This window comes from Streptomyces sp. NPDC048718, assembly GCF_043198875.1.
Lineage (GTDB): Bacteria > Actinomycetota > Actinomycetes > Streptomycetales > Streptomycetaceae > Streptomyces.
The window spans coordinates 192,212-214,602 of the sequence record NZ_JBICVG010000002.1; the positions used below are offsets into that span (position 1 = coordinate 192,212).

At 72.7% G+C, this 22,391-nt stretch carries 21 protein-coding genes; 17 read left to right on the top strand and 4 right to left on the bottom strand.

Going from position 1 to position 22,391, the window contains the following annotated elements; all coding sequences use genetic code 11:
• Window positions 1–71: 71 nt before the first annotated feature.
• Complete coding sequence (locus tag ACGFRB_RS03905; protein ID WP_393239430.1) at window positions 72–1,412, bottom strand: streptophobe family protein; 1,341 nt, start codon at window positions 1,410–1,412, stop codon at window positions 72–74.
• A gap of 376 nt (window positions 1,413–1,788) precedes the next feature.
• On the opposite strand from ACGFRB_RS03905, the gene ACGFRB_RS03910 reads away from it, so the two are divergent.
• Both ACGFRB_RS03910 and ACGFRB_RS03915 read left to right on the top strand, forming a co-directional pair.
• Window positions 1,789–2,820, top strand: coding sequence for a DUF6777 domain-containing protein (locus tag ACGFRB_RS03910; protein ID WP_393238611.1), 1,032 nt, complete (start codon window positions 1,789–1,791; stop codon window positions 2,818–2,820).
• Between the two features lie 117 nt (window positions 2,821–2,937).
• Window positions 2,938–3,441: an FBP domain-containing protein gene (locus ACGFRB_RS03915; protein WP_363008003.1), complete on the top strand. Its 504-nt coding sequence runs from the start codon at window positions 2,938–2,940 to the stop codon at window positions 3,439–3,441.
• An 87-nt stretch (window positions 3,442–3,528) separates the two neighbouring features.
• On the opposite strand, the gene ACGFRB_RS03920 is transcribed toward ACGFRB_RS03915, so the two are convergent.
• Window positions 3,529–4,734 (bottom strand): acyl-CoA dehydrogenase family protein, encoded by a 1,206-nt coding sequence (locus ACGFRB_RS03920; RefSeq protein ID WP_393238614.1) that lies wholly within the window; start codon window positions 4,732–4,734, stop codon window positions 3,529–3,531.
• A gap of 327 nt (window positions 4,735–5,061) precedes the next feature.
• Between ACGFRB_RS03920 and ACGFRB_RS03925 the strand changes: the two genes are divergently transcribed.
• The 4 genes from ACGFRB_RS03925 to ACGFRB_RS03940 all read left to right on the top strand — a co-directional run bounded on the left by ACGFRB_RS03925 (window position 5,062) and on the right by ACGFRB_RS03940 (window position 9,413).
• Window positions 5,062–6,366 (top strand): CaiB/BaiF CoA transferase family protein, encoded by a 1,305-nt coding sequence (locus ACGFRB_RS03925; protein WP_393239433.1) that lies wholly within the window; start codon window positions 5,062–5,064, stop codon window positions 6,364–6,366.
• 32 nt (window positions 6,367–6,398) lie between these two features.
• Complete coding sequence (locus ACGFRB_RS03930) at window positions 6,399–7,064, top strand: GntR family transcriptional regulator (protein WP_363007999.1); 666 nt, start codon at window positions 6,399–6,401, stop codon at window positions 7,062–7,064.
• A gap of 249 nt (window positions 7,065–7,313) precedes the next feature.
• Window positions 7,314–8,633, top strand: coding sequence for a serine hydrolase domain-containing protein (locus ACGFRB_RS03935; protein ID WP_393238619.1), 1,320 nt, complete (start codon window positions 7,314–7,316; stop codon window positions 8,631–8,633).
• 171 nt (window positions 8,634–8,804) lie between these two features.
• On the top strand, window positions 8,805–9,413 hold the full coding sequence (locus ACGFRB_RS03940; RefSeq protein ID WP_361233197.1) for a CBS domain-containing protein: 609 nt from the start codon (window positions 8,805–8,807) through the stop codon (window positions 9,411–9,413).
• A gap of 31 nt (window positions 9,414–9,444) precedes the next feature.
• On the opposite strand, the gene ACGFRB_RS03945 is transcribed toward ACGFRB_RS03940, so the two are convergent.
• Window positions 9,445–9,744 (bottom strand): DUF1876 domain-containing protein, encoded by a 300-nt coding sequence (locus ACGFRB_RS03945; RefSeq protein ID WP_393238623.1) that lies wholly within the window; start codon window positions 9,742–9,744, stop codon window positions 9,445–9,447.
• Between the two features lie 262 nt (window positions 9,745–10,006).
• On the opposite strand from ACGFRB_RS03945, the gene ACGFRB_RS03950 reads away from it, so the two are divergent.
• On the top strand, window positions 10,007–10,804 hold the full coding sequence (locus ACGFRB_RS03950; RefSeq protein ID WP_393238626.1) for an NAD-dependent epimerase/dehydratase family protein: 798 nt from the start codon (window positions 10,007–10,009) through the stop codon (window positions 10,802–10,804).
• A 29-nt stretch (window positions 10,805–10,833) separates the two neighbouring features.
• On the opposite strand, the gene ACGFRB_RS03955 is transcribed toward ACGFRB_RS03950, so the two are convergent.
• On the bottom strand, window positions 10,834–12,096 hold the full coding sequence (locus tag ACGFRB_RS03955) for a Na/Pi symporter (RefSeq protein ID WP_393238629.1): 1,263 nt from the start codon (window positions 12,094–12,096) through the stop codon (window positions 10,834–10,836).
• 239 nt (window positions 12,097–12,335) lie between these two features.
• Here ACGFRB_RS03955 and ACGFRB_RS03960 point away from each other — a divergent pair, with 239 nt between their 5' ends.
• The 10 genes from ACGFRB_RS03960 to ACGFRB_RS04005 all read left to right on the top strand — a co-directional run bounded on the left by ACGFRB_RS03960 (window position 12,336) and on the right by ACGFRB_RS04005 (window position 22,370).
• Window positions 12,336–12,722: a hypothetical protein gene (locus ACGFRB_RS03960; RefSeq protein ID WP_393238632.1), complete on the top strand. Its 387-nt coding sequence runs from the start codon at window positions 12,336–12,338 to the stop codon at window positions 12,720–12,722.
• Between the two features lie 95 nt (window positions 12,723–12,817).
• Window positions 12,818–13,285 (top strand): hypothetical protein, encoded by a 468-nt coding sequence (locus tag ACGFRB_RS03965; RefSeq protein WP_393238635.1) that lies wholly within the window; start codon window positions 12,818–12,820, stop codon window positions 13,283–13,285.
• A gap of 273 nt (window positions 13,286–13,558) precedes the next feature.
• A complete protein-coding gene (gene tatA, locus ACGFRB_RS03970; protein ID WP_393238638.1) occupies window positions 13,559–13,768 on the top strand; it encodes a Sec-independent protein translocase subunit TatA in 210 nt (69 codons plus the stop codon).
• 294 nt (window positions 13,769–14,062) lie between these two features.
• Window positions 14,063–15,370 carry an SGNH/GDSL hydrolase family protein gene (locus tag ACGFRB_RS03975; protein WP_393238641.1) on the top strand — a complete coding sequence of 436 codons (1,308 nt, stop codon included), beginning with the start codon at window positions 14,063–14,065 and terminating at the stop codon, window positions 15,368–15,370.
• 272 nt (window positions 15,371–15,642) lie between these two features.
• Window positions 15,643–16,635, top strand: coding sequence for a dihydroxyacetone kinase subunit DhaK (dhaK, locus tag ACGFRB_RS03980; RefSeq protein WP_393238644.1), 993 nt, complete (start codon window positions 15,643–15,645; stop codon window positions 16,633–16,635).
• A gap of 79 nt (window positions 16,636–16,714) precedes the next feature.
• A complete protein-coding gene (gene dhaL / locus ACGFRB_RS03985) occupies window positions 16,715–17,338 on the top strand; it encodes a dihydroxyacetone kinase subunit DhaL (RefSeq protein WP_393239436.1) in 624 nt (207 codons plus the stop codon).
• Between the two features lie 41 nt (window positions 17,339–17,379).
• On the top strand, window positions 17,380–17,811 hold the full coding sequence (locus ACGFRB_RS03990) for a PTS-dependent dihydroxyacetone kinase phosphotransferase subunit DhaM (RefSeq protein ID WP_393239439.1): 432 nt from the start codon (window positions 17,380–17,382) through the stop codon (window positions 17,809–17,811).
• A 225-nt stretch (window positions 17,812–18,036) separates the two neighbouring features.
• The gene (locus tag ACGFRB_RS03995; RefSeq protein ID WP_393238647.1) at window positions 18,037–20,061 is read left to right on the top strand and encodes an FAD-dependent oxidoreductase; all 2,025 of its coding nucleotides are present in this window, start codon (window positions 18,037–18,039) and stop codon (window positions 20,059–20,061) included.
• A 235-nt stretch (window positions 20,062–20,296) separates the two neighbouring features.
• On the top strand, window positions 20,297–20,878 hold the full coding sequence (locus ACGFRB_RS04000; protein WP_393238650.1) for a PadR family transcriptional regulator: 582 nt from the start codon (window positions 20,297–20,299) through the stop codon (window positions 20,876–20,878).
• Between the two features lie 91 nt (window positions 20,879–20,969).
• Entirely contained in the window at window positions 20,970–22,370 is a 1,401-nt protein-coding gene (locus tag ACGFRB_RS04005) for an FAD-dependent oxidoreductase (protein ID WP_393238653.1), read from the top strand.
• Window positions 22,371–22,391 lie beyond the last annotated feature (21 nt).

Below are 22,391 nucleotides of genomic sequence, written 5' to 3' on the forward strand. Positions count from 1 at the left end.
GGCGCCGCACCACCCCCGACGTCGCGCCGCGATCTCCGCCGCCCTCTCGGGCCCGGGTGCGGTCCGGCGAGTCAGGGCATCCCGGTCCCGGCGCGCCGGCGGAGCGGGGCCGCGAGGAGCCCGCCGAGGAATCCGGCGACGAGACCCCAGAGCAGGGCGAGACCGACCAGGCCCCAGATGTGCGGGCGGAGCAGCACCACGGCGCCGAGCGCCGCGAGGTCGCCGATGCCGATGACCGACAGGCCGAAGCGGGCCTCGACCAGGGTCAGCGGGGCGATCACCAGCATCGCGACGGCGAAGGCGACCCCCAGGTGCAGGGCGTGCCGCCCGGGGCGGACGCCGGCCGGTGAGCGGGCGGCCATGACGAAGGCCGCGCCGAGCACGAGCACGGCGGCGATCGGCAGCAGCCACCAGGCCCGCCCGTCGTGGGAGGCGAGGGTGGACAGATCGACGGTCGACAGCTCCCTTCCGCCGTCGCCGCCGCGCAGGACACGGTCGAGGAGCTGCGGCATGGGCAGCCCGAACGGTCCCTCGGCCCGGCCCTCCCAGGAGCCGCCGATGCCGACGCCGAGGGCGAGCCAGCAGACGTTCGGCAGTCCGAGGAGCAGTACGGCGAGGGTCTCGGCGGGGTGCCCTCTGGTGGCGGCGACGACGAGCCCGACGACCAGGCCGGCGGCCACGTATCCGAGGAACAGCAGCAGGACCGCGGACGCGGCGGGGCGGACGGCCCGGTGGTGGCGGATGAAGCGGGGCGGGAGCGGGGTGCGACGGGAGACCAGCACGGCGACGACGAGGACGCCGAGGATCCACAGCAGGCCGTACCAGAGCGTGGGGCCGAGGTCGGTGCTGAAGCCGATGGCGGGGCGGGCCGCGGCGAGGAGCTGCCGTACCAGCTCGCCCAGGTCGCCGGCGGGCTTCTCGCCGGCGCCGAACGTGAGCGGGAAGTCGTGGCGGGCCAGGGTGGCCAGGCCGGCGAGCGCGGCCAGCCAGAACACGACGGTGGGGACGGCCAGGGCGAGCAGGTCGCGGGCGCGGGCGACGGCGTGGTGGCGCAGCGGGCGCAGGAACAGGGCGCCGGTGACGAGCGCGCCCACCAGGGTGACGGTGAGCGGCATGGCGGTGAGTTCTCCCCGGGCGCCGGCCAGGCTGCTCGCGTCGCCGGCGAGGGCGACCTGGCCGCCCGCGGCCATCACGACGGCCGCGGCGACGACGGCGGTGAAGGCGTCTGTGCCGCCGGGCAGTCCGGTGGCGCCGGCCGCCCACAGGCCGAGGGCGGCGGTGACGCCCATGGCGACGAAGCCGGTGACGACCGCGCCGAGGGCGGCCGTCAGGCCGTGGACGAGACGCCCGGACGGGTCGGCGGGGGCGGGCGGTACGGCGGGGGCGGGGAGCGGTGGGCTCACGCCGGTCACGCTAATACGGGCGGACGCGGTCCGCTTGCGGGCGGCGTCCGGGCGGCGCACACAATGAGCGCGGAACGGAAGAAAGGGAATCGATGTGACGTCGCACCTGCCGTCCGACCGCCCCTCGGTGCCTCCCACGGGGCCGCCGTCGGGGCCGCTCTCGGACCGTGGCGCGCGGCCCGGTCCGGCCGCTCCCCCGCCGGCCTCCGGGCCGCCGTCCGACGACGGTACGGGCGGAGGCGCGGGCCGCGGCGGCAGGGGTGACGGCGGCGGTACGGGCGGGGGCGCCGCGAGCGGTGGAGGAGGCACGGGAAGCGGAGGCGGCGGAGGCGGGGGCCCGTGGTGGCGTTCCGTACCCAAGGTCGCCTCGCTGGCCGCGGTCCTGGTGGCGGTGGTCGCGCTCGTCGTCGTCCTCACCCAGCGCGGCGGGGGTGGCGGGGGCGGATCGAACCAGGCGGCGCCGGGTGGCGGCGAGGTGTTCCTGCAGAGCACCTCCTCGACCGGCCCCGACCCCTTCACCCGTTCCACGGCCCACACCCAGGGCACGGCGGAGTCTCCTCCGGCGCTCCCCAGCCCCACCGGGACCACCGCCTACGCGGCGCGCAGCGTGCAGGGGTCGACGCCCGGGCTCTACGGGGGCACCCGCCACATCGCCAGCTGTGACGTCGAGCGCCAGATCAACTACCTCACCGAGGAACCGGCCAAGACCGCCGCGTTCGCCTCGGTCCTCGGGCGTACGGCCGGGGAGGTCCCGGACTATCTGCGGTCCCTGACACCGGTCCAGCTGCGGGTGGACACCCGGGTGACCAACCACGGCTACCGCGACGGCCGTCCGGTGGCCTTCCAGGCGGTACTCCAGGCGGGTACGGCGGTGCTCGTCGACGACCGGGGCGTTCCCCGGGTCCGCTGTGCCTGCGGCAATCCGCTGACTCCGCCGGTGGCGCAGAAGTCGCCGAAGCAGGTGGGCACGCCCTGGCCCGGCTACCGGGCGAGCAACGTCGTCGTAGTGCGGCCGGCGGCCAAGCCGATCGAGGTCTTCGTGCTCCACGACGAGCGGTCGGCCGGCTGGATCGCCCGTCCGCCGGGCGATACGGGCGGACGCGACCGGCCCACCACGGCCCCGTCGCCTTCGCCCTCGCCGACGGCCCCCACCTCGCCCGCGTCCCCCGCCTCGCCGACCGCGCCAGGGACCCCCACTCAGCCGACCCCGCCGGGCACCTCGCCGACCGGCCCGGCACCCAAGCCCACAACGACCGCGCCGACCGCGCCGACGGCACCGGCGACCCCCACCGGTGAGACGCCGCCTCCGCCGTCCTACGGCTCGCCCGGCACCCTGGCCCCGGCCCCGGCCCCGGCCCCGGCCCCGGCCCCGGGAGGAGTCACGGGGAAGGCGCCCGCCGCCGAGGACGCCGGCTGACCCGTACCCGTGGCCCGGCGGCCCCCGTACCCCGGGCCCCAGCCCCGCACCGCCGTCACCGGCGCGGGCCAAGAAACGAATGGCCCGGGCGGCGGCGCAGTGTGTACGGTCGGCCGGGTGGACGCACTGACCGACAAAGAGATCCGCTCGTCTTTTGTGAACTGCACGAAGGGTGACGCGGCCCGGATGAGACTGCCGCTCGACTTCGCCGAGCTGCCGTGGCCCAAGCTGGACTTCCTCGGCTGGGTCGATCCGGGCGCGCCGCTGCGCGCCCATCTCGTCGTTCCCCGTCCCGACGGCCCGGTCGGCGTCACGCTGCGGGTTCCGGCCACCGGCCGGACCAGCGTGACGAAGTCCAGCATGTGCCAGATCTGCCTGACCTCGCACGCCGCCTCGGGCGTGACGTTGCTCGCGGCCCCGCTGGCGGGCCCCCGGGGCCGCGAGGGCAACACGATCGGCCAGTATCTCTGCGCCGATCTCGCGTGCCCTCTGTACGTGCGCGGTGTGCGCCAGCCCAAGCTGCGGGCCGGCCGCCACGAGGAGTCGCTGTCGCTGGAGGAGCGGGTGGCCCGGATGACGGGCAATCTCGACGCCTTCGTGAACCGGATCCTCGCCGGTTAGAACCCCCTTCGCGCCCGCCGACCGCCGCCCGCGCCTCGTGGTCGGCGGTCGGCGGTCGGCGGTGTACGCGGTACGGTCCCGTACCCGTCAGCGGAAGGCCTGCTCGCCGGTGAGCGCCTTGCCGATGACCAGGGCGTGCACCTCGCTCGTCCCCTCGTAGGTGAGGACGGACTCCAGGTTGTTGGCGTGGCGCAGCACCGGGTACTCCAGGGTGATGCCGTTGGCGCCGAGGATGGTGCGGCACTCGCGCGCGACGGCGATGGCCTCGCGGACGTTGTTGAGCTTGCCGACGCTGATCTGTTCGGGCGTGAGGACGCCCTGGTCCTTGAGCCGGCCGAGGTGGAGGGCGAGCAGCATGCCCTTGCCCAGCTCCAGGGACATGTCGGCGAGCTTCTGCTGGGTGAGCTGGTACGAGGAGAGCGGCCGGGCGAAGACGGTACGGTCGGCCGCGTACGAGAGCGCCGTCTCCAGGCAGTCGCGGGCGGCGCCGAGAGCGCCGAAGACGATGCCGAAGCGGGCCTCGTTGAGGCAGCCGAGCGGGCCGGACAGGCCGCGGGCCTCCGGAAGCATCGCGTCGGCGGGCAACCGCACGTCCTCCAGGACGAGTTCGCTGGTGACGCTGGCGCGCAGGGACAGCTTCCGCTTGATCTCGGGCGCGCTGAAACCGGGCGCGTCGGTCGGCACGACGAAGCCGCGAACGCCGTCCTCGGTGCGGGCCCAGACGATGGCGACATCGGCGACGGAGCCGTTGGTGATCCACATCTTGGTGCCGTTGAGCACCCAGTCCGCGCCGTCGCGCTTGGCGTGGGTACGCATGGCGCCCGGGTCGGAACCGGCGTCGGGCTCGGTCAGACCGAAGCAGCCGAGGTACTCGCCGGCGGCCATGCCCGGCAGCCAGTGCCGCTTCTGCTCCTCGGAGCCGTACTTCCAGATGGCGTACATGGCGAGCGAGCCGGTGACGGAGACCAGCGAGCGCAGTCCGGAGTCGACGGCCTCCAGTTCCATGCAGGCCAGGCCGTACGCGACGGAGTCGGTGCCCGCGCAGCCGTAGCCCTCCAGGTGCATGCCGAGGACGCCGAGTCCGCCGAGGGAACGGGCGAGTTCGCGGGCGGGGATCGAGCCGCTCTCGAACCACTCGGCGACATGCGGGCGCAACTCGCGCTCGCCGAAGGCCCGTACGGTTCGGCGGATCTCCCGCTCCTCGTCGGTGAGCAGCCCGTCGATCGCGAGCAGATCGAGCGGGTGGACGGGCGAGGACTGCGACGAACGGGGCGACTGCGGCGACGACTTCACGAACGGCCTCCTGGCTGCGGTGCTGCTGTGGCGACTCGGCGAGCCGCAGCCTAGCGCCAGATCGGATATTGGATCCAGTATTGAATATCCGGCCCTCTCCCCGTACGTTCCGCTTGGATCCGATCACCGATCACCGACGCATGGCCGACCCATCGCCGACGAGGGAGAGCGGAAGTGCACGCGGAACAACCGGCACAGACCAATGATCCGGCACCGCCGGACGCTCCGGCCCGGCCGGAGGAACCTCAGCGGACGGAAGAGCCCCGGCAGTCGAAGCGGCCCGCGCGGCAGGAGCCGGCCGGGCCCGGCGCGCTCGCACCGGGCGCCCTGTCGGGCCTCGTGGTCGCGGACTTCGGGCGGGTCCTCGCCGGGCCGTACATGACGATGCTGCTCGCCGACCTCGGCGCCGAGGTCGTCAAGATCGAACGCCCCGGCACCGGCGACGACACCCGGACCTGGGGCCCGCCGTTCGCGGACGGGCAGGCCACCTACTTCCTCGGGGTGAACCGCAACAAGCGGTCCGTCGCCCTCGATCTGACCGATCCGGAGGGCCTGGCGGCCGCCCGCGCGCTCGTCGACCGCGCCGACGTCCTCGTGGAGAACTTCCGCCCCGGCACCATGGACCGGCTCGGCCTTGGCTACGAGCGGGTCCGGGTCTCCAATCCGGGCCTCGTCTACTGCTCCGTCACCGGCTTCGGTTCGGACGGGGGCGCCCATCTGCCGGGCTACGACCTGCTGGTGCAGGCCATGGGCGGGCTGATGAGCGTGACCGGCGAGCCCGGCGGCCCCGGCACCAAGGCGGGTGTCGCGCTCGTCGACGTCGTCACCGGTCTGCTCGCCGGGCTCGGCGTCCTCGCCGCGCTGCGGCACCGTGAACGCACCGGCCGGGGCCAGCGGATCGAGGTCTCCCTGCTGACCTCGCTGCTGTCCGCGCTCACCAATCAGGCCGCCGCCCACCTCGCCACGGGGACCGTCCCGCGCCCCCTGGGCAACCGGCACCCCAGCATCACACCGTACGAGGTGTTCGAGGCGAGCGACCAGCCGCTGGTCCTCGCTGTCGGGACCGACCGGCAGTTCCGCACACTGTGCGCGCGGATCGGCAGTCCCGGGCTCGCCGACGACCCCCGGTTCGCCACCAACACGGCCCGGGTCGCGCACCGGGAGGAGCTGACCGCCGCGCTGGCCGGGCCGCTCGCCGGCCGTACCGCCGACGCCTGGTTCGAGGAACTGACGGCGGCCGGGGTGCCGTGCGGACCGATCAACGACCTCGCCGGCGCCTTCGCGTTCGCCGACCGGCTCGGGCTCGGGGCCCGTCTGGCCGAGACGGAGGCGGGCCCGGGCCAGGTCGCCCATCCCGTCACCTTCGGGGACACCCCGGCCGTCTACCACTCCGCTCCCCCGCGTCTGGGCGAGCACACCGCCGAGGTCCTGGCCGAGTTGGCGGGGGCCGGGCTCGCGGGGACGGGACTCGCGGGAGCCGGGCTCGCGGAGACAAGGCTGGCGGAGACAAGGCTGGCGGAGACCGGGCTCGCGGGGGCCGGACTCCCCGGTGAGCGGCTCGGCGAGAAGCTCGGCGACCGTACCGAAGACCGGTCCGGCGAGCGGCCCGGCGAGCGGCCCGTAAGAGAATGAACGCCACGCCAGCGAGCGAAAGGGCACAGCCGATGAGCAGCACGGTGGAGCGGAAACGGCCGCCGACCGCCCAGCAGTTCGTCCTCGCCGAGCTGCGGCGCGCCATCACCACCGGCGAACTGCGGCCGGGCGACCCGATCCGGCAGGACGCGCTGGCGGCCCGGCTGGACGTCAGCCGGGTTCCGCTGCGCGAGGCGCTGAAGTCCCTGGAGGCGGAGGGACTTGTGGTGCACCACGTCCACCGGGGGTATTTCGTCGCCGAGTTGTCGCTCGCGGACCTGGAGGAGATCTACCGGATCCGCCGGATCCTGGAGACCGAGGCGGTGCTCGCGGCCCTCGCCCGGCGGCCGGACTCGCTCGCCGGCTCCCTGGAGCGGATCCAGCGGGAGGTGGAACGGGCGGCGGACGCGGGCGACGTCTGCGCGATGGCCGGGGCCAACCGGCGTTTCCACTTCGCCCTGATCGAGGCGTCCGGCATGCCGCGCCTGGTGCGCCTGATCGCCACCCTGTGGGACGCGACCGACGCGTACCGCGCCCTCTACTACGCGGAGGATCCGCATCGCGCGCTCGCCGTCGACGAACACCGGGAGGTCGTCGCGGCGGTCGCCGCGGGCGACTCGGCGGCCCTGGTCGAGTGGCTGGACCGGCACCGCGACCACGCGGTGGCGGCGCTGCGCGAGGTGCTCGACCTGGCGTGAACGCGGGCCCTGTCCTCCTCCGTCCTCGGGGCCGCGGGCCTGGAAGTGCACGAGCCTGAAGGGGCGCGGGGCCGAGGATGCGCGGATCCGGGGGCGGGCCTGGCGCACGGGTACGCAGGCGCGTACCCGAGGGCGGTGGACGGGGTGTCGGGCGCGGTGGCGAGGGGGCGTCGGACTCGCCGCGCGCGACCAGGGGTGCGGGCCTAGCCTTGGGAGAGCACTTCGCCCTCGTCAGGCAGGAGGACTGCCGTGAGGAATCCGACGACGGCGCGCCGGCGCAGGCTCTGCGTCGGCGCGGTTCTGGCGGGGGCGCTGTCGCTGCCCGCCCTCGCGCACCCGGCGTACGGGACGCCGGCCACCGGCCCGTACACGCCGCCTGGTTCCGCCGCTCTCGCGACGCCGCAACCGCCGTCCCCGAACCCGACTCCGACCCCGCCGGCGGGCGACACGTTCGCCACGCTCGACCGCTCGGTCACCGGCCAACTCGACGGCGCCGTACAGCATGTCATGCGGCAGGCGCATGTCCCGGGTGTCATCGCGGCCCTGTCGGCCCCCGGCAAGGGCGAGTACATCCGTTCCTTCGGTGTCGCCGACAAACAGAGCGGCCGGTCGATGACCCCCGGTCTCAACATGCGCATCGGCAGCGAGACCAAGACCTTCACGGTGACCGCCCTGCTCGAACTGGTGGACAGGGGCAAGGTCGGCCTCGACGACCCGATCGGGAAGTACGTCGACGGCGTACCCAATGGCGACCGCATCACTTTGCGCCGACTCGCCGACATGCGCAGCGGCCTGTTCAACTACACGGCCGACAACGCCTTCTTCAAGGCCTTCACCACCGATCCCCGACGCCCGTTCACGCCACAGGAGTTGCTGTCCTACTCCTTCCGGCATCCGGTGAACTTCCAGCCCGGCCAGAAGTTCGAGTACAGCAACACCAACGCCGTGCTGCTGGGTCTCGTGGTCGAGAAGGCCGGCGGGATGCCGCTGAACGAGTTCCTGGCGAAGAACGTGATCGGACGGGCCGGCCTGCGGCACACCTTTCTGCCGACGGACGCGGCGTTCCCCCAGCCGCACGCCCGCGGCTACACCGACCAGACCGCCTCGGGGCGGGTCGAGGACGCCACCGACTGGAACCCGTCCTGGGCCTGGGCGGCCGGGGCCATGATCTCCGACCTCCCGGACCTGCGCACCTGGGCCCGGGTGGTCGCCACCGGCACCCTGCTGAGCACGCACACCCAGGCGGAACGTCTGAAGACCCCGCCCTCCGGGATCCCCGGCACCGGGTACGGCCTCGGCATCTTCAACGTACAGGGCTGGATCGGCCACAACGGCTCGCTGCCCGGGTACGAGTCCCTGACGCTCTACCTGCCCGAGCACCAGGCGACCCTGGTCGTCCTGCTCAACACGGACATCCAGGTGAACCAGACCGAGCCCAGCACCCTCTTCGGCCAGGCGATCACCCGGATCGTCACGCCCCGGCACGTCTACAACCTGCCCGAGCCGACCGCCCCCCGCGCCACACCGCCCCCGGCGTCCTCCCCGTCCCCCGGCGCGCCGGGCTCCTGAGACCGACCGCACCGGGTTCGCCGGGTTCGACAGCCCCGGGTTCCTCAAAGACCGCACCGGGCTCCTGACCGCGATCCGGCCTCCCTGGCCGGATCCGTGCGGCCCCGGTCCCGCGGACCCCTGCCCGTGAGGGATCATGGACAAAGGATCCGAGAAGGGACGGGATCGAAGATGAGGCACCGCAACGTCGCCGACCTCATGACACCGACCGCGGTCGCGGTGCAGCGGGGGACTCCGTTCAAGGAGATCGCCCGGCTGCTCGACGAATACGGCATCACCGCCGTCCCCGTGGTCGACGAGGCGAACCGGCCCATCGGCGTCGTCTCCGAGGCGGACCTCATGCGACGGCACACCGTCAAAGACGGTCCCAGCAGCGCCGAGGCGATGATGACGAGCCCCGTGGTCGTGGCCCGCCCGTCCTGGACGGCCGTGGAGGCGGCCCGCGTCATGGAACGGCACCGCGTGAAGCGGCTGCCGGTGGTGGACCCGCAGGGGCAGCTGATCGGGGTGCTCAGCCGCAGCGATCTGCTCCAGCTGTTCCTGCGGCGGGACCGGTCCATCCAGGAGGAGATCGTGGAGGACGTGGTCACCCGTATCCTCCGGCTCTCCCCCGCCTCCCTGCACATCGACGTCACGGAGGGCCGGGTCACCCTCAGCGGGGTCCTGCCGCGCAAGAGCCTCGCGCCGATCTTCCTGCGGCTGTGCGAGGACGTGGACGGCGTGGTGGAGGTCGTGGACCGGCTCACGTACGAGGACGCGCCCGCGCCGACCGACTCGTAGGCTTCCGCCGACCGACTCGTAGGCTTCGGGGCTACTGGGCCGCCTCGGGCCAGCCGTATCCCGGGCCGGTGCGCCGTGGCACGGTGCCGGCGCCCGCGGCCTCCATCCCCCGGTCTGCCTCTCTCATGAGCTGACCGGCCAGGTCCTTCATGGCCCGCCCGGCTGCCAGCTCGTCGCCGATCGCCGGTACATCCACGTCCGCCGGGTTGCACCGGGCGGAGCCGTGCCCGGTGAGGGTCGACGTACCGGTGTCCAGGCGGGCCTTCGCCTTGGTCCTGCCGCCGTCCTCGACCAGGTCCAGGCCGACCTTCCACTCGAGGTGCCGTGTCATGGCCTGCCTCCTCGTGCCCTTCGCCGCGCGCGAGTACCGCGCGGCCTTTCTCCCTCCCATGGTCCCGCCACCGGCCCGACGCCGCCACGCGATGATCGCCCGCTGCCTGGTGTGCTTCCCCCGCGCTACTCCACTCCCCCTCCATGCCCCCCGTGTCCTCGCATCGGCGAGAGCCCGTGCGAGAGAATCGCGGGCGGGGATATCGCGGTCGGGAGGATCACGCAGGGGCCGGCTGTCAGTGACCTGGGGCACACTTGCCGCCATGAAGACGAATCTCGGGACCGTGATGATCACCGGGGCGGCCGGACGCATCGGATCGGCTATGCGGATCGGGCTGCGCGAAGAAGCGGAACGCCTGGTGCTCGCCGACCGCGTCGCCCTCACCGCGCAGTCGCCCGTCGAGGAGGTCCGGCGGTTCGACCTGCTCGACCCCGACGCGGTGACCGCCGCCCTGGAAGGCGCGGACGCCGTGGTGCACCTGGGCGGAGTGCCGGACGAAGCGCCGCTGCCGGAGCTGCTGGAAGGCAATGTGCTGGGCACCCACCATGTGCTGGAAGGTGCCCGCCGGCAGGGTGTGAGGCGGGTCGTCCTCGCCAGCAGCAACCGGCTCACCGGCTTCTATCCGGTCTCGACGATGGTCACGCCCGAGATGCCGCCGCGGCCCGACGGGCTCTACGGGGTGAGCAAGGTGGCGGTCGAGACCCTGGGGCGTCTGTACGCGGACAAGTTCGGTCTGTCCGTGGTCTGTCTGCGCATCGGGAGCTTCGAGGACGTGCCGAGCGAGCCGCGCCATCTCGCCACCTGGCTGAGCCCGCGTGACTGTCTCGGCTTCGTCCGGGCCGCTCTCACCGCTCCGGACATCGGCTTCGCGGCCGTCTACGCCGTCTCCGCCAACAAACGCCGGTTCTGGGACCTGGAGGCCGCGACGGCTCTGGGGTACACGCCCGTGGACGACTCGGAACCCTTCGCTCCGCGCCTGGCCCGGGAAGGGGACGAGGAGGGGAACCAACCGCAGGGCGGCGTGTTCGCCAGTCCGGAATTCACGCTCCGGCACCTCTGACCTCGCGCCGCCCGCCGCGGTGGGGCTCCTCAGACCACGCCCACCAGCACGATGACCAGGGCGGGCAGGGCGATGAAGACGGTGCCGAGGTAGACGGCGAGGACCCACCGGTGCTCGGAGGCGACATGGGCGAGGTTCTCGGCACAGAACAGCGGCACGGGGCGCAGGAACGGAATCACATAGATCACGACGATCGCGAAGAGGTTGTAGACCAGGTGGACGAAGGCCGCCTGCAGGCCGATCTCCGCGTCCGGCCCGACGCCCGCGAACGCCGCGAAGACCACCGTGAACGTGGTCCCGAGGTTGGAGCCGACGACGACGGGATACACCTGCGCCGGCGTCAGGATGCCCGTTCCCGCGAAGGGGACCAGCACGGATGTGGTGATGGTCGAGGACTGGGTGACGACGGTGACTCCCATCCCCGACGCCATGGCGAGGTAGGCGTTGCGGCCGACGGCCCGGATCAGGATGTCGCGGGCTCTGCCGACCATGAGAAGTTTGAGCAGTTTTCCCAGGTAGCGGACGGCGACCAGGATCAGCACGGCGCCGATCACGATGGTGAACAGCGGGCCGAGTGTGCTGCTGATGTGTGTGGTCGCGTGGATCACTCCGTGTTCCACGGGCCTGGTGGCCGCCCGGATGAAGTTGAAGTGCGACGGATTCGGCAGCCAGTCCGTGCCGTACAGCGCGTGGGTCAGCGCCCCGCTGAGGTGTCGCAGTGGATGCCAGATCAGTTCGATGGGAAAGAAGATCAGCAGCGCGAGCCAGTTGTAGAAGTCGTGGACGGTCGAGGCACCCAGCGCCCTGCGGAACTCCGCGCGGTTTCGGACGAAGGTCAGCGCGACCAGGCTCGTCGTCACGGTGGTGCCGACGTTCGCGCCCAGGATGATGGGAATCGCTCCTTGGATGGGCAGCGCGCCCGAGCCCACGGCGGTGACGGCGATGGCTGTCGTCGTGGTCGAGGACTGGATCAGGACCGTACCGAGCACGCCGACGCTCAGCCCGACCCACGGGTTGGCGGCGAAGGCGAACATGGCGTGCGCCGCGTCGCTGCCCAGCCCCGCGAAGCCGCGGCTGATGATGCTCACTGCGCAGATCAGCAGATAGATCAGCCCGGCGACCCCACACCAGCCGAGGACCTTGGTCCACACCGGGAACCGGCCGGCTCCGGCGTCGTCCCCGGCCTCGGCGGCGGGTTCCGTGGGCGCCCGGCCGCCGGAAGGGCTTCGCGCGGAGGAGTCACCCTTCCCATGGCTCTCGTCCGGCCCGCCGCCGGAGGTGGCTTCCGCCATGGGGCAAGGCTACGAGCTCCCGCCGAGGGCCGCGCGCGACCGGGCGCCGTCCGTGGGGGGCGTGAGCCCGCGGGCCGGTCCTCGACGGGTCCCGCCACGCCCGGCTTCGGGCGGGGTTCCGGATCGCGGAAAGTACGGGCAAGTCCGCCGCAGCCTCCGCTTACCAGCAGCGGGCGATGGGGGGTGCACCAAAGGCGTCACTCCCGTCGCCTCGGAATCACTTTGGCGAGGATCAAAGAATGAGCCGCACATTGTTCGTACTCCGTTACCGGAACGGCGAACCTGAGCCCCTTGACCTGGAGCTTGTCCGGGAAGTCCTGTCGCCGTACATCACCGCCGCTGCCGAGGAGATCGGAAACGGCGTGCTGCTCCGGACGGCCGACGGTCGCGAGGTCGACGTGGACGTCAATGATTTCTGCGTCGCCGTCAGCCGCTTCCCACCGGGTCAATTTTTCGACATCCTGGCCCAGCTGGTGGACCGCCTCGGAGCGAGTGTCACCCCTACGGACATGCCGGTGGCCCTCCGCGAGGAAGCGGACCGGGCTCATCTTCCCGCGCGAAACGCAGCAGACGCTGCCGTCATCGCCTTGACCGGCCCGGCCCTTCAGCGATACCTCACCACCTGAGGTGAGCGGCCGAAGGGACGAAGGGACAACCGGGCTTCCGGAATCTGAGTACATCGACTCAGGCCCCCGACCTCCGGACCTGTGAGTGTTCCGCCATGAACACCCCTCACTCAGAACCACTGCCGGTGAACCTGCGAGCGGCCGGTGCCGCCGTCACCGGTGGGTCGGTGGCCTTGGCCGCCTGCTCCCTGTTCGCCGCGACGGACCGCCGGCACGAGCAGAGCTGCGCGGCGGTCGACGGCTTGTGCTGGACGTGGTGGGACTGGGCCGCGATCCCCGTCACCTTCGCGGCTGGACTGACCGTCCTGGCCGTCGTCTGCAAGGTGCTGGACATCAGCCCGAGGATCGCGGTCATAACGCCGACGGTCGTCTTCGCGCCGGTTCTGCTCGGTGTCGCGCGATCGACCGGCGGTATGTGGGCTGCCACCGTCGCGGGCGGAGTCTGGTCCGGCTGCCTCGCACTGGCCACGGTGGGCGACCGGCGGCACCGGATGGCGGGCCTCCCCGTGGCAACCGCCCTCGTCCTGGCCACGCTCATCCTGCTCATCGCCCTGCCCGGCTGAGCCTCCGTCCGGACCCCGCGTCGGCGCCCTCCGGCACCGAACCTCCGCGCCATGCCCGCCCAGGTCACGCCACGCCACGAGCCCCAAGACCGGCCTTCCGGCGTGCGCCGACGGCCCGCCAAGAAACAGGGCACCCCCGAGGCGACTCCGTCCGCCGGACCCTCTCCCCCCATGACACCCCCACCCGCTTATACACTTGCGCAACAAAGCAAGCGTCAGCTCGGAGACGAGCGAGCGGCGCACTGCCCGAGCGGACGAGAAGGAAGTGGCCGAATGCTCCGCAACGCACTGGAACCGTGGCATCTGCTGCTCGTGGTGATCGCGTTCATCGCGCTCTTCGGTTCGAAGAGGCTGCCGGACACCGCGAGATCCCTGGGCAAGTCCCTGCGCATCCTCAAGAGCGAGACCCGCGCCCTGCGCGACGACACGGAAACCGGCACCGCCCCGGCCGGCCCGGATGGAGGCACCCGGACCACCCCCTGACGACATCTCCGCTCTCGCGACTGCCCCTGGAAGGCCACATCAGGCCGAGCCCAGGGCCGGGCAGCGCAGAGCCCGCACGCGCCATGCGCATGTGCGACCAAGAGGCCGACCCCCGTCCATCCGGACGGGGGTCGGCTTCTCGCATGTCCACCGCGGGGAGCCCGACGACGACCAGGACGTCCGCGACACGTCAGCCCTCACTTACCCCTAAATGGCTCCGGGGTTCCATTAGTTGGCGATGGCCTGTTACGCTCGCCCAAGTTAACGGAACGCAAGCCCCATTAGGAGTTGGTCGTGAAGTCTCGCCCCACCCTTCGCCTCGTCGTCGCCCCTCTCGTCGCGGGAGCCCTCGCGGTCGGATTACCGGCCCATCCGGGCGCGGCCGATACGAGCCAGGCCCGCCCCGTCGACTGGTCCGCCGCCTGGGGCGCCTCCCCCCAGCTCCCCAGCGAGGGCTTCACTCCCAACTGGTCACGCGAGGGCTTCTCCCACCAGTCCGTACGCCAGGTCGTCCGCGTCACCGACGGCGGCGACGCGGTCAGGATCCGGCTGTCCAACGCCTACGGCACTTCCCCGCTGAAGATCACGGGCGCCACGATCGCGCGCACCACGCACGGCGCGGCCGTCGAGAAGGACTCCATCCGCCCGCTCACCTTCGGCGGCCGGCACTCGGTCGCGATACCGGCTCACGGCGAACTGCGCGGCGACGCGGCCTCGTTGGATCTCAAGCCCCTGGAATCCGTCTCGATCACCCTCTACTTCGAGGGAACCACGGGCCCCGCGACCTTCCACTCTCAAGGGTGGACCGACACCTACCGCGCGGACGGCGACCACCGGGCCGACGCCTCGGGTGCCGCCTACACCGACAAGACCCAGTCCTGGTACTACCTTTCCGGCGTCGAAGTCGGCGCAGCGGACCGCGCGGGCGCCACCGGACCCGCGAACGGCAAGCAGAACAACGGCAAGAGCGGGATCGTCGCCTTCGGGGACTCCATCACCGACGGCTTCGCCTCGACTCCCAACGCCAACCACCGCTACACCGACGTCCTCACCGAGCTCACCGGGCGCCCCGTCGTCAACGAGGGCATCGGCGGCAATCTCGTCCTCAACGACTCGGCCTGGTTCGGCGAGCGCTCCACCGCCCGCTTCTCCCGCGACGCCCTGGACCAGCCGGGCGTCTCCACCGTCGTCATCCTCGAAGGCCTCAACGACCTCGGCTACAGCGAGGCCTCCAAGGGCGAGCACCCCCCGTACATGTACAAGCCCGCGCCCGTCGTCTCGGCCAGGGAACTCATCGACGGCTACCGCGCACTGATCGACGCCGCGCACGCCAAGGGCCTCAAGGCCGTCGGCGCGACCCTGCTCCCCTTCAAGGGAGGCGACCACTGGGGCCCGCACTCCGCGAAGGTCAGTGACGAGGTCAACGACTGGATCCGCGACTCGGGAGAGTACGACGCCTACGCCGACCTCGACCGGGCCCTCGCCGACCCCACCGACCCCGACCGCCTCGCCCCCGCCTACGACTCCGGCGACGGCCTGCACCCCGACGACGCCGGCTACCGCGTCATGGCGGAGACGGTCGCCAAGGCCCTGCCGAAGTAGCGAGGTCGGGGGCGGCAGAGAGCCCGATCATCCGGGGCCGTCCCTCGCGGTGGTCGCCGCACCGGCACGTCGCCCCCGTCGATCCGAGCCGCACATCTGTCAGATTTACCTGACCTTCACCGCCGCAAGGCCGATACTGCCGACGAGAGACCGTCCAGCCCGCCCACCCCGGCGCCAGGCACGGCGACCGCTCGGCATCATCAGCGCCGACGGAGTCCGCCCCGGAGCGCCGTGGACCGCCTGCCCACCTGCCCACCGCACGAGGAGACACCTTGAAGATGCTGATCAATGTGCCGGAGACCGTGGTCGCGGACGCGCTGCGCGGGATGGCCGCCGCGCATCCCGAGCTGACCGTGGACGTGGAGAGGCGGGTCGTGCTGCGGCGCGACGCACCGGTCGCCGGTCAGGTGGCACTGGTGTCCGGCGGCGGGTCGGGGCACGAGCCGCTGCACGCCGGGTTCGTGGGTCCCGGAATGCTCGCCGCCGCAGCGGCCGGCGAGATTTTCACGAGTCCCGTTCCGGACCAGATGGTACGGGCGGCGGCCGCGGTCGACAGTGGCGCCGGAGTGCTGTTCGTGGTCAAGAACTACACCGGCGACGTGCTCAACTTCGACATGGCCGCGGAGCTCGCGGAGGACGAGGGCATCCGGATCGCCAAGGTTCTCGTCGACGACGACGTGGCCGTGACCGACAGTCTGTTCACGGCCGGGCGCCGGGGTACCGGTGCCACGCTGTTCGTGGAGAAGATCGCGGGCGCCGCCGCCGAGGAGGGCGCCCCGCTCGAACGCGTCGAGGCGATCGCCCGCCGGGTGAACGAGCGTTCGCGGAGCTTCGGGGTGGCGCTGAGCGCGGTCACCACCCCGGCGAAGGGCTCGCCGACCTTCGATCTCCCGCCGGGCGAGCTGGAGTTGGGCATCGGCATCCACGGGGAACCGGGCCGGGAGCGGCGGCCGATGATGACCTCGGGAGAGATCGCGGATGTCGCCGTCGACGCGGTCCTGGACGATCTTCGCCCGCGCGGGCCGGTGCTCGCGCTGGTGAACGGGATGGGGGCGACCCCGCTTCTGGAGCTGTACGGGTTCAACGCGGAGGTCCACCGCGTGCTCGGCGAGCGCCGGGTGCCGGTCGCGCGCACTCTGGTCGGCAACTACGTGACCTCGCTGGACATGGCGGGCTGCTCGGTGACGCTGTGCGAGGCGGACGAGGAGACGCTGCGGCTCTGGGACGCGCCGGTGCGGACGCCCGCGCTGCGCTGGGGACGGTGAGCGGGCCGTGCCGGAACGGAACGAAGACGGTACGACCAGGACGGACGAGGCAGACGTGACGACGGAGAGGGCGGCGGACATGGCCGGGGAACCGGAGACGCAGACGGAGTACGGCGCGGAGTTCTTCCGCGCCTGGCTGACGGCGGCGGCGGTCGCCATGGACCGGGAGGCGGACCGGCTGACCGAGCTGGACTCGGCGATCGGCGACGCCGATCACGGCGCCAACCTCAAGCGGGGCTTCGCGGCGGTCGGCGCGGCCCTGGAGAAGGAGCCGCCCGCCACGCCCGGCGCGGTGCTCGCCACCGCCGGGCGGCAGCTGATCTCGACGGTGGGCGGCGCGTCCGGTCCGCTGTACGGGACGCTGCTGCGGCGCACCGGCAAGGCGCTGGGCGAGGCCCCCGCGGTGTCGCGGACCACGCTCGCCGAGGCACTGACGGCCGGGGTCGCGGCGGTGGCGCAGCTCGGCGGGGCCCAGGTCGGCGACAAGACGATGCTGGACGCGCTGACGCCCGCCGCCGAGGCCCTTCGGACGTCGTTCGCGGCAGCCCGGGAGGCGGCGGAGGCCGGCGCGCTGGCGACCGTACCCCTGCTCGCGCGCAAGGGCCGGGCCAGCTACCTGGGCGAGCGGTCGCGCGGGCACCAGGACCCCGGCGCGACCTCGTCGGCGCTGCTGATCGCCGCGCTCGCGGAGGTGGCGGCATGAGCGGCACGGATGACATGAGCAGTACGGGCGGTACGGATGGCATGGGCGCCACGGCGAGCGGCGGCGGGTCCGCGGGCCGGGTCGGGATCGTGCTGGTCTCGCACAGCGCGGCGGTCGCCGCCTCGGTCGCCGAGCTGGCCCGGGGGCTGGCCGGCGGCGGGGACACGGCGCCGGTCGTGGCGGCGGGCGGACTGCCGGACGGCGGTCTGGGCACCAGCGCGGAGCTGATCGCCGAGGCGGCCAAGAGCGCGGATGGAGGCGCCGGGGTGGCGCTTCTGGTCGATCTCGGCAGCGCTGTGCTCACGGTGAAGGCGCTGCTCGCGGAGGGCGACGAGCTGCCGGAGGGCTCGCGCCTGGTGGACGCTCCGTTCGTGGAGGGCGCGGTGGCGGCGCTGGTGACGGCCAGCGCCGGGGGCGATCTGGACGCGGTGGTGGCCGCGGCTTCGGAGGCGTACGCCTACCGCAAGGTGTGAGCCGCCGCCCCGGGCCGTACCCCGGACCCCGTCCGTCCCTCACGTCGGGCGGACGGGGTACGGGCCGGGACACACCGGCACCGGCCCGCCGCGGGGTGGCATGCCGGGTGGGCCGCTTCTGTGGCGTCGGGCACATCGCCCCACCCCCGTTATGCAACTTGTTGCACAAGCCTCCGCCGGTCGTCTACAACAGTCGATGACGACCCCGCGCGAGGAGGCGCCCCCATGGCCCCGAACACCCCGTACCCGCATCTGCTCAGCCCGCTCGACCTCGGCTTCACCACCCTGCCCAACCGGGTGCTGATGGGCTCCATGCACGTCGGCCTGGAGGAAGCCGAGCACGGCTTCGCACGCATGGCCGCGTTCTACGCGGAGCGGGCCCGCGGCGGTGTCGGGCTCATCGTCACCGGCGGCATCGCCCCCAACGAGGCCGGCCGGCCCTGGGACGGCGGCGCGAAGCTGACCTCGGCCGAGGAGGTCGCCGAGCACCGGCTCATCACCGACGCCGTGCACGCCGAGGGCGGCCGGATCGCGATGCAGATCCTGCACTTCGGCCGGTACGCCTACCACGAGGGCCTCGTCGCGCCCAGCCCTCTCAAGGCCCCCATCAGCCCCTTCGTACCGAACGAGCTGAGCGACGCCGAGGTCGAGCAGACCGTCGAGGACTACGCCCGCTGCGCCGAGCTGGCCCGGGAGGCCGGCTACGACGGCGTCGAGGTGATGGGCTCCGAGGGCTATCTGATCAACGAGTTCATCGCCTCGGCGACCAACCACCGCACCGACCGCTGGGGCGGCTCGTACGAGAACCGGACGCGCTTCCCGCTGGAGATCGTGCGCCGCATCCGCGAGCGGGTCGGCGACGACTTCATCGTGGTCTACCGGCTCTCCATGCTCGACCTGGTCCCCGGCGGCTCCACCCTCGACGAGGTGGTGGCCCTCGCCAAGGAGATCGAGTCGGCCGGCGCCACGATCATCAACACCGGCATCGGCTGGCACGAGGCCCGGATCCCCACCATCGCCACCTCCGTGCCGCGCGGCGCCTACACCTGGGTGACGAAGCGGCTGATGGGCGCGGTGTCGGTGCCGCTGGTCACCGGCAACCGGGTCAACACCCCCGAGGTCGCCGAGCAGGTCCTCGCCGAGGGCCGCGCCGACATGATCTCCATGGCCCGCCCGTTCCTCGCCGACCCGGAGTTCGTCGCCAAGGCCGCGGCCGGCCGGCCGGAGACCATCAACACCTGCATCGGCTGCAACCAGGCGTGCCTCGACCACACCTTCAGCCTGAAGATCACCTCCTGTCTGGTGAACCCGCGGGCCTGCCACGAGACCGAGCTGGTCCTGGCCCCCACCCGGCTCGCCAAGCGGATCGCCGTCGTCGGCGCCGGTCCGGCCGGTCTCGCCTGCGCGGTGTCGGCCGCCGAACGCGGCTACACGGTCACCCTGTTCGACGCGGGCGCCGAGATCGGCGGGCAGCTGAACGTGGCCCGGCGGGTGCCCGGCAAGGAGGAGTTCGACGAGACCCTGCGCTACTTCAGGGTCCAGCTCGCCGAGCGCGGTGTCGACGTACGCCTGAACACGTACGTCACGGCGGACGACCTGGCGGAGTACGACGAGGTCGTCGTGGCCACCGGTGTCACCCCGCGTGTCCCCGCCATCGAGGGTATCGAGCACCCGAGCGTGGTCGGCTACCTGGACGTGCTGCGCGACGGCGCCCCGGTCGGCGAGCGGGTCGCGATCCTCGGTGCCGGCGGCATCGGCTTCGACGTCGCCGAGTTCCTCACGGACGGCGGCGAGGGCGCGAGCCAGGACCCGGAGACGTACTTCCGCCAGTGGGGTGTCGACACGGCCTACGCCTCCCGGGGCGGACTGCGCGCGCCCGAGCGGCCCCGTCCGCCGCGCCAGGTCCACCTGCTCCAGCGCAAGACCACCAAGGTCGGCGCGGGCCTCGGCAAGACCACCGGCTGGATCCACCGCACCGAACTGAAGCACCGCGGCGTCACCATGGTCGCGGGCGTCACGTACGAGCGGATCGACGACGCGGGGCTGCACCTCACCGTCGACGGCGAGCGGCAGGTCCTGCCGGTCGACACCGTGGTGCTGTGCACCGGTCAGGAGCCGCGCCGCGACCTGTACGAGGCGCTGACCGCGGCGGGCCGCACGGCGCACCTGATCGGCGGGGCGGACCTCGCCGCCGAGCTGGACGCCAAGCGGGCGATCGACCAGGGCACGCGGCTCGCCGCCACGTTCTGACCGACAGGCCCATACACGCCGAGGGCCCGGTTCGCCCCGGGCCCCGGCCGGTCGGCGAACCGGCCCCTCGGCCGGACGGCCGAACCGCCGGACCCGCCGAACCGCCCAGTACCGGCCCCCTCGCGGCCGGTACGCCGGCGCATCGACACCCGCACGGCCGGCCGGTACGTCGGCACACCGGCGCCCCGATGACCGGCACCCCGCCCCCTCCACGGGCCGTATCTAGGATGCGTGCATGTCCCTCCCGCACGCGATCCTCACGGCCCTGCTCGAGAAGCCGTCCTCCGGTCTCGAACTGACGCGCCGTTTCGACCGGTCGATCGGCTACTTCTGGTCGGCCACGCACCAGCAGATCTATCGCGAGCTCGGCAAGCTGGAGCAGGCGGGGCACATCCGCGCCCTGCCCGCTCCCGTCCCCGCGCGCGGGCAGAAGAAGGAGTACGAGGTGCTCCCCGCCGGGCGGGCCGAGCTGGCCGCCTGGGTGGAGGCCAGCGAGGATCCCAAGCCGCTACGCTCGGCGCTGCTGCTGCGGATGCGGGCGGCGGCCGTCGTCGGCGGTCATGGCCTGCGGTCCGAACTCGAACGCCATCTCGCCTTGCATCAGAGTCAGTTGGACGAGTATCTGGACATCGAGGCACGGGACTTCCCGCCCGCGCGCCGGACGGCGGAGCCCGACCGGCTGCGCCATCTCGTCCTGCGGGGCGGCATCGACCTGGAACGATTCTGGGTGGGCTGGCTCACGCACGCGCTGGCCGAGTTGCCGGAGGTCCGAAACGGTGGGACGGCCCGACCGACGGACGTCGGCCACGAGGCCTGAATCCGCTCCTCGCCGTACACCGCCGTGGATACTGGTCGCACCGAGACCGGACGGATCCACGGGCGTGGATCCACCACGCGAAAGGGCGAGGATGGTCGACGAGTTGAGGCCCCGCAGGACACGTCACGCGGTGGTCGTCGGGGGGAGTCTCGCGGGTCTGCTGGCCGCCCGGGTGCTCAGCGAACACGCCGAGCGGGTCACGGTCGTGGAGCGCGACCGCTTCCCGGAGGGGCCGGACGCCCGGCCCGGTGTCCCGCAGGGACGCCATCTGCACGTACTGATCGAAGGCGGCCAGCGGGCGTTCGACGAGCTGCTGCCCGGCTTCGTCGACGAGCTGAGCGCGCTGGGCGCACCCCGGCTCGGATCGCCCGAGGACATGGTCCAGTGGCAGGACGGGCAATGGGTCCCGCGCACCGAGCCGATGGTCCACTTCTACGCCGGGCCCCGCGCGCAGCTCGACTGGCTGACCCGTAAGCGGGTATTCGCCGATCCCCGCATCGAGCGAATCGAGGGTGCCGAGGTCACCGGGCTCATCGGCGATTCCCGGCGGGTACGGGGTGTGCTGCTGCGCGAGCGCGGGGCGGGCGGCGAGTCCGGCCGGGAGCCGCGCCGGCTGGAGGCCGACCTGGTGGTGGACGCCTCCGGCCGTTCCTCGAAGGCGGCGGACTGGTTGGCGGGCATCGGCGCCGAGGCGCCGCACGAGGAGACCCTGGACACCGGTCTCGCCTACGCCACCCGGGTGTTCCGCTCCCCCGCCGAGGATCCGTCCACCGACGCTCTCGGCTATTACGTCGTCCCCAACCCCGGCCAGGTGTACGCCGGAGTGGTGCTGCCGCTCGGCGACGGCCGCCATCTGGCCACCCTGTCGGGGCTGCGCGACGATCCGCCTCCCGCGGACGAGGAGTTGTTCGAGGCGTACGCGCGCAAGCTGCCCCACCCGGTGATCGCGGACTGGATCGCCAAGGCCGAACCGCTGTCCCCGGTCCATGGTTTCCGCAAGACCGCCAACATCCGCCGCCGCTACGACCGTCCCGGGCGCCGCCCGGCCGGATTCCTCGCCACCGGCGACGCGCTGTGCTGCTTCAACCCGATCTACGGGCAGGGCATGGCCGTCGCGGCGCTGAGCGCGGTCGCGCTGCGCGACGCGCTCGCCGACCGCAAGCGGGTGCCGACCACACGGCGCGTCCAGAAGGCGTTGTTCGACGCGTCGCGGCAGGCCTGGGAGATCTCGGCGGGCGCCGACAAGAAGATGCCCGGCGCGACGGGTGACGCGGCACGGGCCAAGCCCCAGGACAGACTGACCGACTGGTACATGGGCCGGGTGCTACAGCTGACCCCGACCCACCCGGTGGTCGGCGCGGCCTTCCGCGCCGTGGCTGCCCTGGACGCTCCGATGAGCGCGCTGTTCGCGCCGTCCGTGGCCCGGGCGGTGCTGTTCGCCCCGGACCCGAAGACCCTCACGGAGCCGCCGATGCACCGCCCGGAGGCGTAGCACCGCCGAACGCCACGCGCC

Bases quoted from the DNA above. Each gene is read 5' to 3' on its own strand.
- dhaL (WP_393239436.1), top strand. From the start codon at position 16,715: ATGGCCGGGGAACCGGAGACGCAGACGGAGTACGGCGCGGAGTTCTTC.
- ACGFRB_RS03960 (WP_393238632.1), top strand. From the start codon at position 12,336: ATGAGCCGCACATTGTTCGTACTCCGTTACCGGAACGGCGAACCTGAG.
- ACGFRB_RS03990 (WP_393239439.1), top strand. From the start codon at position 17,380: ATGGGCGCCACGGCGAGCGGCGGCGGGTCCGCGGGCCGGGTCGGGATC.
- ACGFRB_RS03995 (WP_393238647.1), top strand. From the start codon at position 18,037: ATGGCCCCGAACACCCCGTACCCGCATCTGCTCAGCCCGCTCGACCTC.
- ACGFRB_RS03965 (WP_393238635.1), top strand. From the start codon at position 12,818: ATGAACACCCCTCACTCAGAACCACTGCCGGTGAACCTGCGAGCGGCC.
- ACGFRB_RS04005 (WP_393238653.1), top strand. From the start codon at position 20,970: ATGGTCGACGAGTTGAGGCCCCGCAGGACACGTCACGCGGTGGTCGTC.
- ACGFRB_RS03930 (WP_363007999.1), top strand. From the start codon at position 6,399: ATGAGCAGCACGGTGGAGCGGAAACGGCCGCCGACCGCCCAGCAGTTC.
- tatA (WP_393238638.1), top strand. From the start codon at position 13,559: ATGCTCCGCAACGCACTGGAACCGTGGCATCTGCTGCTCGTGGTGATC.
- ACGFRB_RS03940 (WP_361233197.1), top strand. From the start codon at position 8,805: ATGAGGCACCGCAACGTCGCCGACCTCATGACACCGACCGCGGTCGCG.
- ACGFRB_RS03950 (WP_393238626.1), top strand. From the start codon at position 10,007: ATGAAGACGAATCTCGGGACCGTGATGATCACCGGGGCGGCCGGACGC.
- ACGFRB_RS03955 (WP_393238629.1), bottom strand. From the start codon at position 12,096: ATGGCGGAAGCCACCTCCGGCGGCGGGCCGGACGAGAGCCATGGGAAG.
- ACGFRB_RS04000 (WP_393238650.1), top strand. From the start codon at position 20,297: ATGTCCCTCCCGCACGCGATCCTCACGGCCCTGCTCGAGAAGCCGTCC.
- ACGFRB_RS03945 (WP_393238623.1), bottom strand. From the start codon at position 9,744: ATGACACGGCACCTCGAGTGGAAGGTCGGCCTGGACCTGGTCGAGGAC.